General features: G+C 74.6%; 15 protein-coding genes and 1 tRNA gene. 5 read left to right on the forward strand and 11 right to left on the reverse strand.

Going from position 1 to position 15,923, the window contains the following annotated elements; all coding sequences use genetic code 11:
* The first annotated feature begins 1 nt into the window (after window position 1).
* Both ACFYXE_RS34695 and ACFYXE_RS34700 read left to right on the forward strand, forming a co-directional pair.
* Window positions 2-823 (forward strand): decarboxylase, encoded by an 822-nt coding sequence (locus ACFYXE_RS34695; protein ID WP_389319507.1) that lies wholly within the window; start codon window positions 2-4, stop codon window positions 821-823.
* Entirely contained in the window at window positions 820-1,557 is a 738-nt protein-coding gene (locus ACFYXE_RS34700) for a decarboxylase (RefSeq protein WP_389319509.1), read from the forward strand. Before ACFYXE_RS34695 ends, ACFYXE_RS34700 begins: the two co-directional genes overlap by 4 nt.
* Here ACFYXE_RS34700 and ACFYXE_RS34705 read toward each other — a convergent pair.
* Together ACFYXE_RS34705 and ACFYXE_RS34710 are read right to left on the reverse strand one after the other, a co-directional pair.
* Window positions 1,547-1,738, reverse strand: a complete 192-nt coding sequence (locus ACFYXE_RS34705; protein WP_361172914.1) for a hypothetical protein — start codon at window positions 1,736-1,738, stop codon at window positions 1,547-1,549. The genes ACFYXE_RS34700 and ACFYXE_RS34705 overlap by 11 nt on opposite strands.
* A 65-nt stretch (window positions 1,739-1,803) precedes the next feature.
* Entirely contained in the window at window positions 1,804-2,052 is a 249-nt protein-coding gene (locus ACFYXE_RS34710) for a hypothetical protein (protein ID WP_389319511.1), read from the reverse strand.
* 126 nt (window positions 2,053-2,178) lie between these two features.
* Between ACFYXE_RS34710 and ACFYXE_RS34715 the strand changes: the two genes are divergently transcribed.
* Window positions 2,179-3,321 (forward strand): LLM class flavin-dependent oxidoreductase, encoded by a 1,143-nt coding sequence (locus ACFYXE_RS34715; RefSeq protein WP_389319513.1) that lies wholly within the window; start codon window positions 2,179-2,181, stop codon window positions 3,319-3,321.
* Window positions 3,322-3,583: 262 nt separating this feature from the next.
* Here the strand turns inward: ACFYXE_RS34715 and ACFYXE_RS34720 are convergent, their stop codons facing one another.
* On the reverse strand, window positions 3,584-5,401 hold the full coding sequence (locus ACFYXE_RS34720) for a putative bifunctional diguanylate cyclase/phosphodiesterase (protein ID WP_389319515.1): 1,818 nt from the start codon (window positions 5,399-5,401) through the stop codon (window positions 3,584-3,586).
* 327 nt (window positions 5,402-5,728) lie between these two features.
* On the opposite strand from ACFYXE_RS34720, the gene ACFYXE_RS34725 reads away from it, so the two are divergent.
* Complete coding sequence (locus ACFYXE_RS34725; RefSeq protein WP_389319517.1) at window positions 5,729-7,009, forward strand: M6 family metalloprotease domain-containing protein; 1,281 nt, start codon at window positions 5,729-5,731, stop codon at window positions 7,007-7,009.
* 64 nt (window positions 7,010-7,073) lie between these two features.
* On the opposite strand, the gene ACFYXE_RS34730 is transcribed toward ACFYXE_RS34725, so the two are convergent.
* The 7 genes from ACFYXE_RS34730 to ACFYXE_RS34760 all read right to left on the reverse strand — a co-directional run bounded on the left by ACFYXE_RS34730 (window position 7,074) and on the right by ACFYXE_RS34760 (window position 13,546).
* Window positions 7,074-7,147: transfer RNA gene (locus tag ACFYXE_RS34730), tRNA-Lys, on the reverse strand.
* Window positions 7,138-7,803: a bifunctional DNA primase/polymerase gene (locus ACFYXE_RS34735; protein ID WP_389319519.1), complete on the reverse strand. Its 666-nt coding sequence runs from the start codon at window positions 7,801-7,803 to the stop codon at window positions 7,138-7,140. The genes ACFYXE_RS34730 and ACFYXE_RS34735 overlap by 10 nt, the downstream gene beginning before the upstream one ends.
* A gap of 146 nt (window positions 7,804-7,949) precedes the next feature.
* Window positions 7,950-8,300 (reverse strand): hypothetical protein, encoded by a 351-nt coding sequence (locus ACFYXE_RS34740; RefSeq protein ID WP_361172876.1) that lies wholly within the window; start codon window positions 8,298-8,300, stop codon window positions 7,950-7,952.
* Between the two features lie 124 nt (window positions 8,301-8,424).
* Window positions 8,425-9,786 (reverse strand): AAA domain-containing protein, encoded by a 1,362-nt coding sequence (locus ACFYXE_RS34745; protein WP_389319615.1) that lies wholly within the window; start codon window positions 9,784-9,786, stop codon window positions 8,425-8,427.
* Entirely contained in the window at window positions 9,786-11,381 is a 1,596-nt protein-coding gene (locus ACFYXE_RS34750) for a hypothetical protein (protein ID WP_389319521.1), read from the reverse strand. Before ACFYXE_RS34750 ends, ACFYXE_RS34745 begins: the two co-directional genes overlap by 1 nt.
* Before the next feature lie 103 nt (window positions 11,382-11,484).
* On the reverse strand, window positions 11,485-12,642 hold the full coding sequence (locus ACFYXE_RS34755) for a hypothetical protein (RefSeq protein ID WP_389319523.1): 1,158 nt from the start codon (window positions 12,640-12,642) through the stop codon (window positions 11,485-11,487).
* Window positions 12,575-13,546, reverse strand: a complete 972-nt coding sequence (locus ACFYXE_RS34760) for a phosphatase PAP2 family protein (RefSeq protein ID WP_361172867.1) — start codon at window positions 13,544-13,546, stop codon at window positions 12,575-12,577. Before ACFYXE_RS34760 ends, ACFYXE_RS34755 begins: the two co-directional genes overlap by 68 nt.
* 254 nt (window positions 13,547-13,800) lie before the next feature.
* Here ACFYXE_RS34760 and ACFYXE_RS34765 point away from each other — a divergent pair, with 254 nt between their 5' ends.
* Window positions 13,801-14,394, forward strand: a complete 594-nt coding sequence (locus ACFYXE_RS34765; RefSeq protein ID WP_361172864.1) for a histidine phosphatase family protein — start codon at window positions 13,801-13,803, stop codon at window positions 14,392-14,394.
* On the opposite strand, the gene ACFYXE_RS34770 is transcribed toward ACFYXE_RS34765, so the two are convergent.
* A complete protein-coding gene (locus ACFYXE_RS34770) occupies window positions 14,391-15,890 on the reverse strand; it encodes a tetratricopeptide repeat protein (RefSeq protein WP_389319525.1) in 1,500 nt (499 codons plus the stop codon). The genes ACFYXE_RS34765 and ACFYXE_RS34770 overlap by 4 nt on opposite strands.
* Window positions 15,891-15,923: the final 33 nt, after the last annotated feature.

The raw sequence follows: 15,923 nt of genomic DNA on the forward strand, positions 1-15,923 counted from the left end.
CATGGACGTCTCTTTCCTCGGCGGACCACACCCACAACGAGGTGTCGGTGTCGTTGCCCCTTTCGACTTCGCCCTCGACCGTGAACTGTGGCGCTGGATCCCGGACGAGATCTCGCTCCACCTGACCCGCACCCCGTACGTGCCGGTCGAGGTCAGTCTCGACCTGGCCCGCCTGGTCAGCGAGCACGAGACGCTCGCCGAGGCGGTCCGCGCGCTGACCGCCGCCGAACCCGACGTGCTGGCCTACGCCTGTACGTCGGGCAGTTTCGTCGGCGGCACCGCCGGTGAGCGGGCGATGTGCGAGGCCATGTCGCGCGAGGGCGCGGTCGGCTCCGTGACCACGTCGGGCGCGCTCCTGGAGGCCCTGGAGGAACTGGGCGCACGGCGCATCGCGCTGGTCACGCCCTACACCTGGTCGGTCACCCAGGCCCTGGAGGACTACCTGGCCGAGGCGGGGGTCGCCGTCACCGGCCGCGCCTACCTCGGCCTCACCCGGCACATCTGGAAGGTCCCCTACCGGGACGTGGCCGACATGGCCCGGCGCGCGGTGCACGGCAGCGTCGACGCCCTGTTCATCAGCTGCACCAACCTCGCGACCTACGACATCATCCCGCAACTGGAAGCGGAACTGCGGATGCCGGTGATCTCGGCGAACCAGGTGACGATGTGGTCCGCCCTGAGTCGGCTGGGTACGCGTGCGGTAGGGCCCTATCAGGCGCTGATCGATCCGTCGGCACGGCCGGGCGCGAGCGCGCTCGACCCGCCGGCACCGCCGCAGGGCCTGCCCGAAGGACCATCCGCAGAAGGAGGAGGCTGGACGTGACGGCACTCGGATTTCTCTACCCGGGGAACTCGGCCGAGGACGAATATCCCCGCATGGAGCAGATGCTCGGCAGCGATGTCCGGCTGCAGGTCGTCCACACGGACATCGGCGAGGACGCCCACCGGGTCGACGCGCTCCTGGAGATGGGCTCGGCCGAGCGGCTCGCCGCGGGCGTCGAGGAACTGCGGCTCGCGGGCGCCGAGGCGGTGGTGTGGGCCTGCACCAGCGGCAGCTTCGTCTTCGGCTGGGAGGGCGCCCACGACCAGGTCCGCAAGCTGGCGACGACGGCGGGCCTGCCCGCCTCCTCGACCTCGTTCGCCTTCGTGCACGCGGTGCGCGAGGTCGGCGCGGTCCGGGTGGCGGTCGCGGCGACCTATCCGCAGGACGTGGCCGGGCACTTCGAGGCCTTCCTCAAGGACGCGGGCGCCGAGGTCGTCTCGGCGCGCGGGAGCGGCATCGTCACGGCGGCCGAGGTCGGCACGTGGGGCCGCGAGGAGGTCTTCGCGCTGGCCCGCGACGGCGACCACCCGGACGCGCAGGCCCTGCTCCTGCCCGACACGGCCCTGCACACCGCGGCCCACGTCAGGGACCTGGAGGCCGAACTGGGCAAGCCGGTCCTGACGGCGAACCAGGTCACCGTCTGGGAGGGCCTGCGGCTCGCCCGGCGCCGGGTGAACGCGCCGGACCTCGGCACCCTGTTCACCAAGGAGCCGGTGGTGCAGGTCAGGGGCTGAGGATCAGCCGGACCACCGTCAACGTCTGGACCGAGCCGGAGACGTAGTACAGGACGATGGCCCCGTCGACCGTGGCCTCCCTGCGGTCGGGGTCCTCCCGTACGGGCGTGGAGCCGTGGCCGTAGGGGTCGCGGCCCACGGTCCGGGCCAGCGCGGCGCGGAAGGCGTCGGCGTCGCCCATCTTGGCGAGGGTGTCGTCGGCGGGCGGCGCGTAGGTGACGCGGTGGCCCCGGCGGTGGCGAGGGCTCACGACGTGCCCCGCCTCTCGGCCTCGTCGGAGGCCAGCCGGGCGAGCCGGGCCTCGGCGTCCGGATCGGGCACCGCCTCCAGCATCCAGTGCCGCATCACGGAGTGGATCTCGTCGACCCCGGCCGCGTTGATGGCCCGGTCGAACTCCGCGCGCCGTTCCTCGGGGAGGGCGGCGCGGATGTCCGGGATGGTGTTGGGCACCTCGACCTCTACTCCGTCGACGAGGGTCTTCAAGGGATCAGCCATGGTCGGCACCGTAGCCCCCGTACCGCTCCCGGGGCGCGCCGAGCGCCGGGAATAAAACGGAGTGACCCTCCTGTTCTGCCGTGCGTACCCACGTGACGTATGTACGCAGTGCAGGAGGCACCCCCAGTGACAGTGGACCCGACCGGTGACGGCACCCGTGACGACCGCGGGGCGCGGCCGGACGACGACGGCATCCGCGGCGAGCGGCACGGCACCGCGCCCGTGCCCCTGTCCGTGCTCGACCTGGTCACGGTGGGCGCCGGGCGCACCGCCACCGACGCCCTGCGCACCAGCGTGGAGATCGCCCGCCTCGCCGAGGCCCGCGGCTACCACCGCTACTGGGTCGCCGAGCACCACTCCATGCCCGGCGTCGCCTCCTCGTCGCCGGCCGTGATCCTCGCCCACCTCGCCGCGCACACCGGGCGCATCCGGCTCGGCTCGGGCGGCGTCATGCTGCCCAACCACGCCCCGCTCGTCATCGCCGAGCAGTTCGGCACCCTGGAGGCGATGGCCCCCGGCCGCGTCGACCTGGGCCTGGGCCGCGCGCCGGGCACCGACGGCGCCACGGCGGCGGCGCTGCGCAGGGCCGAGCGGCTGAACGAGGGCGCGGACGACTTCCCGCAGCAACTCGCCGAGCTCACCCGCTTCCTGGACGACGACTTCCCCGACGGCCACCCCTACGGGCGCATCCATGCGGTGCCCGGGCCGATCCAGGCGACCTCGCCCGGCGGCGTGCAGTCCGCGCACCGCCCGCCGATCTGGCTGCTCGGCTCCTCCGGCTTCAGCGCGCGGCTCGCCGGCGTGCTCGGCCTGCCGTTCGCCTTCGCGCACCACTTCTCCGCGCAGAACACGATTCCGGCGCTCGACCTCTACCGCGAGTCGTTCAAGCCCTCCGCGGTCCTCGACGCCCCCTACGCCCTCATCGGCGTCTCCGCGCTCGCGACGGACGACGAGAACGAGGCCCGGCGCCAGGTCATGGCCGCCGCCCTGAACATGGTCCGCCTGCGCACCGGCCGCCCCGGCCTCGTGCCCACGCCCGAGGAGGCGGAGGCGCACCGGTTCAGCGAGATGGAGCGGGACTTCATCACCAGTTGGAACGCCAACGTCATCCACGGCACCGCCGACCAGGTCCGCACCGGCCTGGACGACCTGGCGAAGCGCACGGGCGCGGACGAACTGATGATCACGGGCAACGCGCATGGCGGCGACGTCCGCCTGCGCTCCTACGACCTGATCGCCGACTCCTACGGGTTGCCTGCGGCGCGATAACGGCCGAGTGCGCCCCGTCAGGGGCGCGGGGAACTGCGCGAGCAACCCCCACAACCCGCACCCGCGAACAGGCCCCGCAGGCAGACGCGCCCGCGGACCGCCGGAGGATCGGCCGCTGCGGCCCGCAGGGGGCTGAGCGCGCAGTTCCCCGCGCCCCTTACGGGGCGCACCCTGCGCGTTCCCCGCCCCCCCCGGGACGGGGTGCCGTGACCCGGATGGGGGCGGCTCGGGTGTCTACGGGCCCCGCGGGCTACCCCGCGGGCTACCTCGACTCGTCCGTGAGGAGCGCGGAGATGCGGTCCGGTGTCACGGGGCGGGAGTACAGCCACCCCTGCCCCGTGTCGCAGCCGATCCGCCGCAACCGCGTCGCCTGCGCCGCCGTCTCCACGCACTCCGCGGTCACCGTGAGCCCCAGCCGGTGGGCGAGCTGCACCATCGCCTCGACGATGACCTCGTCGGCGGGATTGGTGTGCGTCTCCCCCTCCTCGTACTGGAAACCCCGCACGAAGGACCCGTCCAGCTTCAGCACGGACACCGGCAGCCGGCTCAGGTACGCCAGGTTCGAGTACCCCGTGCCGAAGTCGTCGATGGCGATCCGCACGCCCATGTCGCTGAGCGCCTGCAGGGCCTGCAGCGGACGGCCCGCCGAGCCCATCACGGCGGACTCGGTGAGCTCCAACTGCAGCAGCCGGGCGGGCAGTCCGGTCTCCGCGAGGATCTCCGCGACGTCCGCGACCAGGTCGGAGTCCCACACCTGCCGCACCGCCACGTTGACGCTGACGAACACCGGGTCCCGCTCCGGATGGTCCAGCTGCCACCGCCGGGCCTGCCGGCAGGCACTGCGCAGCACCCAGCGGCCGAGCTGCACGATGGAGCCGTCCTCCTCGGCCAGTCCGATGAACCGATTCGGCGTCAACAGGCCGAACTGCGGGTGCTGCCAGCGCACCAGCGCCTCGACCCCGTGCAGGCCCTCGTCGTCGAGCCCCACCAACGGCTGGTAGTCCAGGACGAATTCACCCCGCTCGACGGCGGGCCGCAGCGAACTGGCCAGCGCCTGCCGGGTCATGCGGTGGGCGTTGCGCTCGGGGTCGAAGAGCGTCCAGCGGGCCTTGCCGTCCGTCTTGGCCCAGTACAGCGTGGTGTCGGCGGCCTGCATCAGGCCCGTCGTGGTGGTGCCCGCGGCGCGCCGCTCCACGACACCGATGGACGCGGAGACGGAGAGCCGCTGCCCCGACAGGTCGAAGGGCTCCTGCAGTGCCTTCAGCGCCGCCTCGGCCAGCGCCACCAGCTGGTCGGTGCCGGTCGAGTCCTCCACGAGCAGCGCGAACTCGTCGCCGCCCAGGCGCGCGACGAGCGGCACCGACGCCCTGCCGTACCCGGCCCGGTCGGCGCAGCGCGTCAGCCGCTCGGCGACGGCGGCGAGCAGCCGGTCACCGACCCGGTGGCCCAGCGTGTCGTTGACCGCCTTGAACCCGTCGAGGTCGAGGTGGCAGAGCCCGATCCGGCCGGTGCTCGTGTCGTCGTACGTGCCGGCCTCCAGCGCGGCGGCGAGGCGCTCGAAGAAGAGGTTGCGGTTGGGCAGCCGGGTGACCGGGTCGTGCATCTGCACATGCCGCAGCCGGGCCTGCAGCTCGCGGCGGGCGCTGATGTCGGCGGCGGCCAGCAGGACGGCCCCGGCCTCGCCCCGCTCCGCGGCCTCCGGCATCGGCGAGACGGTGATCTGCACCCACAGGGAGTGCCCGTCGGAGTGCTTCAGGCGCCGGGTGCAGCGCAGCCTGGCCTGGCGCCCGCGCAGCACCTCGCGGTACGCGTGCCAGGTGCGGGCGTCCGAGGACAGGTCGATCAGCTCGGCGGCGACCCGGCCGGTGAGGGCGCCGGGGGCCGTGCCGAAGAGCGCGGCGAGGGCGTCGTTGGCGCTGATGACCAGGCCCTCGTGGTCGACGACGGCCAGCGGCAGCGGGGCGACCGCGAAGGCGGCGCGGTAGTCGGACCGCTCGGTGCGGCGACGCTCCGTGACGTCGCCGCGGGTCCGGCCGGGTGCTGTGGCCGTGGGGGTGGGCCCTTCGGACGTTCCGTTCACCGCTTGCTCCCGCAGTGCAGTTTGTTCTCGAACAGGTCTCGTCGGGCGGCGGGCAGCCGGCGGGCGGCGGCGTGGAGCCGGGCCCGCGCTGGAAAGTGTGCCGATCATAGAGGCTGGCCAGAGGCCTGATCCAGCCGCGCCACCGGTGCGGGCGGGGCCCGCCGCCGACGGCAGATCGTTTCTGCTCGTCCCTGAACTGGTTCCTTTGTGACCCGATCGCTTGTGACGTTCCGTGAGCGTTCGGGGTGTCGCCCCCTTGCCTCGCACTCACTCGGAAGGGCCAGACAAACAGGGCGTAGTTCAACAAAACATCACAAGGTGGGTGGGGTGTCCCGCATTCCGCACCCGGAGGTCGACGTGCCGCGTCAGCTCCCCCCTTGGGGACTCACCCGTGGAGGGGAGCATGCCCGTCTTCGCAGCACCGCAGCCCTCCTCACGTCCCTGACCGCGCTGGCCGCCACCTCGCTGGTCGCCGGCCCCGCGATCGCGGAGTCCGCCGGGGGCCCGTGCGCCCTGCGCCGCACCGCGGCCCACCACTCGGAGGGCCTCGACACCTGGAACACCGCCTACCCGCGCCCGACCAGGGCCCTCAAGGCGGTCATGGTGTTCCTCTCCTTCCCCGACTCCCCGCCCCTCACGACTCCCGGGGAGCTGGCCGCCGACTACTTCCCGGCCACCAGCCAGTTCTTCGAGCGGGCCTCGTACGGCAGGTTCGAGCTGACCCCGGACCCCGGGCGCTCCTGGGTCGAGATGCCGCACAGCTCCCGGTCGTACGCCATACGGCGCGACTGGAACGCCCAGCGCCGGGCCGCCTACCTGCGCGACGCGGTGGCCGCCGCCGATCCGCAGGTCGACTTCTCGCGCTACGACATCGTCTACTTCGTCGCCGACCCGGACGCGCCCGGCGTCGACTCGGACGCCACGAAGGTGGTCAACTTCGACCGGCCGATGCGGGCCGACGGGACCGACCTGCGGCGCATCGTCACCGTCTTCGAGCGGCACCCCCCGGACCGCAACGTCCTGGCCCACGAGACCGGCCACGTCTTCGACCTGCCCGACCTCTACCACCGGCCGACCGACGGCAAGGGCGACTGGGACACCCACGTGGGGGACTGGGACGTCATGGGCAGCCAGTTCGGCCTCGCCCCCGACCTCTTCGGCTGGCACAAGTGGAAGCTGGGCTGGCTGGAGCCGCGGCAGGTGCGGTGCGTGCGCGCCGGCACGGAGCGGCTGACCCTGGACCCGCTCGCGGCGCCCCCGGTGCGCGGCGCCCTCGGCGGCACCCGGCTCGCCGTGGTCCGCACCGGCCGGGGCACGGCGCTCGCCCTGGAGGCGCGCGGCGCGGTGGGCAACGACCGCGCGACGTGCACGGAGGGCGTCCTGGTCTACGAGGTGCGCAACGAGACGGCGTCGGGCGGCGGCCCCGTCGAGGTCGTCGACGCCCATCCGGAGTCCGAGTCCTGCTGGGGCGACTCGGTGTACCCGCAGCTGGCGGACGCCCCGGTGCGGGCGGGGGAGAGCTTCACGGTGCCCGGCGAGGACGTGCGCATCGAGGTGGAGGGCCGCACGGCGTCCGGGGCCTGGACGGTGAAGGTCACCACGGGCTGAGGCGCCCCGCGGCAGGGCATACGCAAGAAGCCCCTCGCTTCCGCGAGGGGCTTCTCACCGTCTGTGCGCCGCCAGGGACTCGAACCCCGGACCCGCTGATTAAGAGTCAGCTGCTCTAACCAACTGAGCTAGCGGCGCCTGCTGACGTCGTAGACTTTAGCACTCTGATCGCCGCCAGGAAAAATCGATATGCGCACGGCGGACGACGCGGCCGACCTCGCCGCACGGACGCAGGCCCAGAGCATCACCTCGGGGCCGGGGAGCCAGGGGTGGCGGGTGTCCGGGGCCACCAGCCAGCGCGATCCCAGGCGGTCGCCGGACCCGGCGTCCGGCCCCTCGGCGGCGCTGAGCGGCGGCACGGTGACCGCGTCGCCCGTGCCGTGGCAGAGCACGGAGACCTCGCGGCCCCACTCCTCCCACTCCAGGAGGGCGGGCAGGCGCGAGGCGGTGCCCGGGGCGGCGAAGAGCAGGACGCGGCCGCGGTGCGCGGCCACCGGGCCCGACCCCGGCCCCTCGTCCCACAGCCGGTCGAGCATGCGGCGCCCGAAGACCGCGGGCACGCTCACCACGTCGAAGGCGGACCCGCAGGGGAGCACGGCCGGGGCGGTGGGCCTGCTCCGCCAGAGGGCGAGGGCGCTGCGCGGATACGTTTCCGCGGACGCGAGCCAGGCGGCGCCCGCGGCGGTCACGTCACCGGCGTCCTGGGCGGGCCCCACGGGTCCGGCGGGGGCCGCGCGGGGGGCCCGGGCGGTGGGGGACGGGGCTGCGGCATGAAGGGGCGTGCTGCTGCTCATACCGGTCAGGTGTACCGGCGGTGACGGCCCGCTTTCCCAGAGTTGCCGGAAACCGGGACAGCGGGGGGCGGGTTGGGGTATCTTGCCCCCCTGGCATATGCCAGGCGCCCGTGATCTCCGGCCGCCCGCGCCCTCCCCGGGAGCGCCTACCGCTTCTCGACGCCGCCCCGCAGCAGGTCCCGGCCGAACTCGACCATCTTCTTCGCGTAGTCCTCGGTCCACTCCGCGCGCTCCGCGATCGACGCGAGCGTCATCCGGTCGAACCGGCGCGGGTCGGCGAGCTGGGCGGCCGCGATGGCCTGGAACTCGACGGACCGGTCCGTCGCGGCGCGGAACGCGTGGGTCAGCTCGGTCGCGCGGTCCAGCAGCTCGCGGGGGTCCTCCATCGACTCCAGATCGAAGAAGTGCTCGGGGTCGGCGCCGGCCTCGGCGGGCTCGAAGAGCAGAGGTGCGGGGCGCATGCGCTGTTCGGTCCGGGGCCGCTCGGGCTCCCCCATGTCTGATCCTCCTCGTACGGGGCGGGCCGTCCGTCCGCTGTCCGGCCGCCTCCCATTCTCCCTCGCCGCACAAGGGCGCAGGGCGTGCCCCGGACCCGGCGGGGGCGCACCCCGCCCCGCCCCGCTAACCGGGCCACGCCACCCGGTGCTCGGCCAGCCGCGCCAGCACCGCGTGGTTGGCCTCCCAGCCGTCGGGAAACTTCACGGTGACGCCCAGCTGGACCGGCTCCGTGGACGGATGGTCGTCCAGGAGTTCGCTGACCCCCGCACGGCAGACGACGATGCACGCGTGCCGGTGGCGCGAGGCCAGCACGCACAGCCGCCCCGTCTCCAGGTGGAACGCCGTCGCGTCGGGCCGCCCCGAGAGCGGGTGCAGGACGACCGTCACGTCGTACTCCCGGCCCTGCAGACGGTTCGCCGTGTCCACCGTGACGTCCGGGACGCCCAGCTCGGCGAGGGCCGCGCGGACCGCCGCCGCCTGGTCGCGGTGGGCGGTGCCGACCGCGATCCGCCCGGCGGTCAGCGGCGTGGGACCGGGGTCCCGCTCCGACGTCGCGGCCCCGCCCCGGTCGAGCAGGCGCCGCACCACCTGGGCGAGCGCCCGCACCGCCTCCGGATCGGTGCGCGGCGTGTTCCGCGCGGGCAGTTCCAGCAGGCCCCAGCCCGCCCGCGCCGCCTCGTCGATCACCCGGTCCGGCGCCGAACCGTCCGACGGCACCGCGAAGTTCAGCGCACGGTCGCCGTGGTCCGTGCCGCTGCGGAAGGGCGTGTACGGGTAGAACGCGTGCGAGACCAGGGGGGCCGCGGAAGCGGGCAGCCGCCAGGACACCGGCAGCCGGTGCTGGGGCAGTTCGGGATTGTGGGCGAGCAGCGTGGCCACCGCGGACGCCGACGGGTCGTACGCCAGACCGGCCCACTGCTCGGCGCCGACGATCGAGAACGGGTCCAACTGCCCCGGGTCGCCCACGAACAGCGCCCGCTCGAACAGACCCGCCACGGCCAGCAGCGCGTCCGACCGCATCTGGTACGCCTCGTCGACGATGGCGTGCCCCCAGGGCGCGTCGAGCTGGTCGGCCTTGACGTGCGCCCACTTCGCGGCGGTCGAGACGACCACGTCCAGGCCCGCGAGGTCGCCCGCCTTGGTGGACTTGCGGACGTTCGCCAGGTCGTCGAGGGCCTTGTCGTAGGGGTCGGGGTCGCTGCTGTGCAGCCGCCCGACGGGCAGCTCGGGGTCCTTCTCGGCGAGCCGCAGGACCAGGTCGTCCACCTGCGCGTTCGTCTGCGCGATCACCATCAGCGGGTGGCCCGCCGCGGCCAGTTCGCGGGCGGCGCGGACCACGAGCGTGGACTTTCCGGCGCCGGGCGGCGAGTCGACGACGACACCGCGGTGGGTGCCGTGCAGCGTGTCGTGGAGGATCGCCTCCGTGGCGCGCGCGGCCTCGGCGCCGGGGTCGAAGGTGCCGCCCGCGGGCGGGGCGAGCTGGATCACAGGGTGTCCTCCGCGGTCACGGGGTCGGGGCGCTCTGCGGCGTCGGCGTGGTCGGCGGGCGGACCGCCGTGCGTCCACGGGGTGGCCTCGGGGTCGGGCAGCTTGGGGCCGCCGCGCTGCTCGTGCTCGAACAGCGTCCAGCAGATCCGGTCGCCCTTGACGGGCACCGACCCCTCGTCGGGCTCCTTGCCGCGGCCCATCTTGTCGGTCAGGCGCAGCACGACGGCGCCCTCCCCCTCGTACGCGACGAACTCCGCGGCCTGCGGCTTGCCGCCGAGGGCGCGGTAGACCTTGGAGCGCTCGCCGAGGTGCGGGTGGTCCTCCGTGCGCACGGTGACCAGGGGGCGCGGGCGCGGGCTCTTGGCCTCGGTGTACGCCATCACGACCTCGGTGACCTCGCCGGCGAAGGCCTCGCCCGCGAGCCGGCGGCCCGCCATCACCAGCGGGTCGTCGAGGGCCTCCTGGGCTTCCAGGCGCGCTTGTTCGCGCTCGCGGGTGGCCAGCTTGTTGGCCGCCGTGACCGCGTCGTCGACCCGCGGCTGCGGCGGCTCGCCCGCGCTCACCCGGTCGCGGTGGCCGGTGAACGACCAGCGGTCGCGGGTCCACCGGTCGGGCAGGTGCGCGGCCTCGGGCAGCGTGCACAGCGCGTCGAGCCCGCGCCACACGGCGTCCCAGGTGGGCCGGGTCCTGCTGTCGACCAAGGCGTGGATCTCGCGCTCGGCGGCGGTCAGGGCGCCCAGGCGCTCGTCCGCCTCGACGCCGTCCTCGGCGGCGGCCAGGGCGGTGCGCGCGCGGTCGTAGCGCTCCATGGCCGGGGCCAGCAGGTCGTTGTCGAAGGCCGGGTCGGTGGCCGGGCCCGCGGGCGGGCAGAGGAGCTGGCCCGCGCCGTCGCGGGCCAGCTCGGCACGGCGCGCGGCCTCGGCGCCCGAGGTGCCCTCCGGCGCCTCGATCCAGGCGAGCAGGGCGCCCAGGTGCTGGTCCTCCAGGCTGGACTGGCCGGTCGCCCAGTGCCGCGAGAGCAGCTCGGTCATGGCGGTGAGCAGGGACGAGCCGGGGACCCGGGCGCGCTCGCCGTAGTGCGTCAGCCAGCGGCCGAGGAGGGGGACGCGCGGCGGGGCGGGGTAGGGCGTCTCGGGGTCCTGCTCGGCGGTGCGGCGAAAGCGCATCGAGCGCCCGAGGAGCCGGACGAACTCGATGCCCGCGCGGCTCGGCACGATCAACTGCGGGGCGTCCGCGCAGAGCTCGACCTCGACCTTGACGCGCTTGCCGGTCTCCGGGTCGGTCTCGTTGCGCTCGGCGGCCTCGACGTCCCGCGCGAAGGAGTCGACGTACGGCAGGACGATCTCGGCGAGCTCCGCGAGGAACGCGAAGCGCTGGTCGCGGTCGCGGGGCTGCGGCACGGCGAGCAGCCGGGGCGCGGTCCGCTCGGTGCCGACGAGGGCGCCGAGCGGCGCGCCCGCCTCGCCCGCGGTGATCAGCGGGACCAGGACGAGGGGGCGCTGGGAGATGTGCCGGTGGCGGACCGTGGCCCGCGGCCGGGCCCGGCCGGTGGCCACCGCCTCCAGGCGGGCGAGACTGTCGATCAGCGACACGGGTGACCCTCCTTCGGCGGGCGGATCCGCACACGGTCCGGACCGTGCACGGCGGTGGCGGTGGCGGTGGCGGTGACGGCGGTGACGGTGACGCGGGGAGGCCTCAGCATGCCGCACCCCCGGACCCGGCCGCCGCGGACAGCGCCTCCCGGCGCAGCCCGGCCGCCCTGCGCAGCGCGGCCACCGCGGGGTCCGCGGGATCGCCCGCCGTGCCCGCGGCCGCGGCGAGGACCTCGCCGATGGTGGTCAGGCCGCCGAGCTCGCCGCGGATCGCCCGGCCGAGCGACGTCACCTCGCCCTCGTCGCGGGCCCGGTCCCGGCAGTGGAAGGCCAGCTCGCAGGCGGCCAGGCACTCCGGTGCGTACGTGGCGGGGACCGCCTCGACGGCCGCCGTCAGCTCGTCCGCCGGGCGCCGCACGTCGAAGGTGGTGCCCTCGGGGAGCTCCGCGGCGATGTCCTCGACGCGGGCCAGGCGGTCCAGCTGGCGCCGGGTGACCGAGAGCTGTTTGCGGACGTCGACCGCGGAGGCCGTCGGCAGGTTGGAGAAGTCCTTGGGGCAGACCAGCAGGACGTGGTGGCGGACCTGCGGGGCCGGGTCCATGCGCCCGGCGACCTGCTCCAGCGCCAGCGCGTACACCGCGGACTGGCGGGCGGCCGCGCCGACCTTGGCCGCGTCCGCAGAGCCGTCGATCATCGGGAAGGACTTGATCTCGACGACCGTCCAGCCGCCGTCGGGGTGGACCACCACGGCGTCCGGCTCCAGGAAGGCGGGCGTGCCCGCGACGTCCAGGGCCAGCATGGGGTGGTCCAGGAGCGTCCAGCCGCCGGAGCCGGTGGCCTCCCGCAGCGCGAGCGCGGTGCGCGCGGCGCGGCCCTCGGGCCCCGCCGCCGACAGGTCGGGCACGGCGGACTCGCCGGGCACCGGCTCGGGACCGCCGCCCAGGCGCTGGTGGGTCAGGCGCAGCAGCTCCGCGCCGCCGTCGGCCTTGACCCGGGCCTCGAAGGCGTTGCCCCGCATGAAGGCGAACTGGGACTGGCCGAAGCCGGAGGGCGAGCCGAGGGACTGCGCGAGCGCCGTCTTGTCCACACCCGCGCCGTCGAGCAGCGCACGGCGTCTGCACCCCGGGTTCGCCGCGAGCGCGGCCAGGGCGCGGGCGTCCAGCGGCCGCGCGGGCAGGTCGGCGCCGCGCAGCTCAGTGAGCCGGTGCCGGAGCCCCGTCCCCCGCGTCGGCGGGTCGGGGCGCGTCGGCGGGGCGGGCACTCGACTCGGCGCCCGGGGCGGCACTTTGCTTGCGCTGTCGGGGAATTCGCTCACCCGTCGAAGTCTGGCACCCGGCACCGACAATCGAGGACTCTGTGGCCGACGTGGCCGTGGAGGCGGGCAGGAAGCGGGCCCGCAGGCGGTTCGTGACGGGGTCCGCGAGGCGCTGCACCGGGCGTACGAGGAGCAGTCCCACCCCCATCACGGCGGCGCCCGCGAGCGCGTCGAAGAGGTAGTGGTTGGCGGTGCCCATGACGACGATCGTGGTGATCAGCGGGTAGCCGACGGCGGCGACCCGGGTCAGCGGGGACCGGCCGTGGCGCCACAGGATCACTCCGCACCACAGCGCCCAGCCCACGTGCAGGCTGGGCATCGCCGCGTACTGGTTGGTCATCCCGCCGAGACCGCGGGGCGCGCTCGCCTCGCCGCCCCACCAGCCGTAGTCGCTGTACTGCGCCATGGTGTCGACGAAGCCGTACCCCTTGCTGAGCAGCCGGGGCGGGCAGGTCGGCAGGAGAGTGAAGCCGATCAGGCCGATCATCGTGGAGATCATCAGCCACGCGCGTGCCGCCCGGTAGTGGACGGCGTGGCTGCGGAACACCCAGATCAGCACGGCGGGCGTGACGAGGTAGTGCAGCGAGGCGTACCAGAAGTCGGCGGGGACGCCGATCCAGGCGTGGGCGGTGAACAGACGGTTGAGAGGGGTCTCCGCGTCGAGCCGCAGGAACTGCTCGGTCTTGAGAATGCTCACGCCGTGGTCGATCGCACCGGCGACGTCACCCCGCACGATCAGCCGGCCCGCCGAGTACGCGGCGTACACCAGCACGATCAGCGGCAGCTCGGTCCACCAGCGGAGCCGGTGCCCGGATATGCCCGTGGTGCCCGGCATGTCGGTCTTCGGCATCCGGTCGGTCCCCCATCGTCTCTGTTCACGCGGCGTATGCCGCCGCATCACCTTACGGCGTGCGCGGGGGACGCCGAGGCGTCCCCCGGTCGTCTTAGACGCAGAGATCGGTGGCCGGGTTGCCAGGCCCGGCGAGCGCTCCGTCACAGGTGGGCGATGATGGAGGGGGCAGGCGCGCGCTGTCCGCACATAGCAGCAAAAGTCCGTCGGGCAGAGGTGGCCGGACGGACATGTGTACGAGTTGGAGAGATCCCATGGCACCCCGCATCCTGCTGGCCCGGCACGGACAGACGGAGTGGTCGCTGTCCGGGAAGCACACCGGCAGGACCGACATCCCCCTCCTGGACGAGGGCCGGCGCGGGGCCGAGCTCCTGGGCGAGCGACTGCACCGCGCCCCCTACGACGGCCTCCCGGACGTCGAGGTGCGCACCAGCCCGCTCTCCCGCGCGCGGGAGACCTGCGAGATCGCCGGCTTCGGTGACCGCGCCGCCACCTGGGACGCGCTCATGGAGTTCGACTACGGCTCGTACGACGGGATGACGCCCGCCGACATCCAGGCGATCCGCCCCGGCTGGTTCATCTGGCGCGACGGCGTCCCCAGGGGCGAGACGCTGGCGCAGGTCGCCGCGCGCGCGGACGAGGTGGTGCAGTGGGCCAGGAGCGCCGACCGCGACGTGCTGGTCTTCGCGCACGGCCACATCCTGCGGGTCATCGGCGCGCGCTGGCTGGGCCTCGGCGTCGAGTTCGCCGCCCGCATCCGCCTCAGCCCGACGTCCCTCTCGGTGCTCGGCTGGGCCTACGGAGAGCCCGCCGTCGAGTCCTGGAACGAGACGGGCCACCTGTCCTAACCCCTCCGCACGCACGGCCGCTCGGCCGCCCGCGGCAGCGAGGCGTGCGCCTCCAGGAACTCGCTCACCCCGGCGCTGCTGCGGTGCGGCAGCAGCACCCGTGCCGTCGTCGCGAGCATCGACTGGATCCGTGAGGACTGCACCTCGCCGAGGAGCGCGAGGACCCGCAGGCCCGCCCTGGCCGCCTCGTCGGGGCGCCCCGCGCGGGCCAGGTCGTCGGCGAGCTCGGCGGTGTAGAGCGCGATGTTCCGGGTGAACTGCGGGGTCTGGGCGGCCGCGGTGGTCGCGGCGAGCCGCGCGTGCCCCGCCGCCCGCGCCCACTCGCCGAGCGCCGACCAGCACTGCGCCTCCAGGCCCGCGAGCTCGGCGGGACCGTAGAAGGTCATCCACTCCGGGTCGGCGTCCCTGGGGCCGCGCTCGAAGAGGCCGTGCGCGCGGGCGAGCGCCTGCTCGCAGCCCGCGCGGTCGCCGAGCCCCGCCCACCCCCCGGCCTCCCGCAGCGCGAGCAGCGACAGCAGCCGGTGCGAGCCGAGGTGGCGGGCCGCGCGGGTGGCCGCCTGCGCCGCCCGCACCGCCTCCCGGGGGCGTCCCGCGTCCCGCGCGAGGAAGGCCGTGTTGCAGAAGGCGTGCGCCTCCAGGGCCGCGTCGCCCGAGACCCGGGCCGTGGCGAGGGCCTCGGCGTAGTGCGAGCGGGCGTCGTCGAAGCGGCCGGAGTCGTGGGCCAGCCAGCCCACCGAGATGGCGAGCTCGCCCGCGCCCGCGTGCAGCCGGTCCGAGGTGGACTGCCGGGTGGTGGTGCCCGCGTCGAGCAGGGTGTACGCGGTGCGCAGCGGGGCGGCGGCGCGCCGGTAGAGGCCGTCGGCGCCGTGCCGGTCGTCGAGCAGCCTGATCTTGCGCACGGCCTCCTCGACCGCGCCTGCCTCGGCCTCGCCGACCCGGCGCCCGCGCAGGGCGGCCGCCTCCGCCGGGCCGCCCAGGGTCGGGCCGATCGGCCCGAGGGCGGCCGCCACGGTGGCCGTGGAACCGGTCATGAACGCGCGACGTTGCACGTCGCTCTCCTCGTGGGTCTGGACCGCGTACGGATCGCAGGCGCGGGGGTCGGACCCGGACGGATGGGACTCGTACAACTGGATCGTGGTGGGTTGTTGCCTCGTGGTGCCGGTCCGGATCGTGCCGTGGACCGGGGGCGCGTCGGGTGCGCCGCGAGCCGCCCGGCCGCGCACCAGTGCGCGGGGGGCGAAGCCGAGGTCGGTCAGGGTGCGGCCGGGGAACATGTGCAGGAACACGCGTTCGTAGGCGTAGTTGGGGCAGCGGATCTCGCCCGCCTCCACCCGTCCGACGTAGCGCGCGTCGCAGCTGACCCGCTCGCCGATCTCGCGGGCGGCCCGCCGGACGGCCGCCGCGAACTCGCCCGGTGAGAGCTGCCCGCGGAGCTGTCGGAAGACAAGGTTCGGTCGTGGGGACGGAGTTGACGATGCCCCCGGTGAGGACGCCATGGCCGGATCCTCTCGTACGGATCGTGCCGGAGC

The organism is Streptomyces sp. NPDC002564 (assembly GCF_042889645.1).
In the GTDB taxonomy this organism is placed as follows: domain Bacteria; phylum Actinomycetota; class Actinomycetes; order Streptomycetales; family Streptomycetaceae; genus Streptomyces.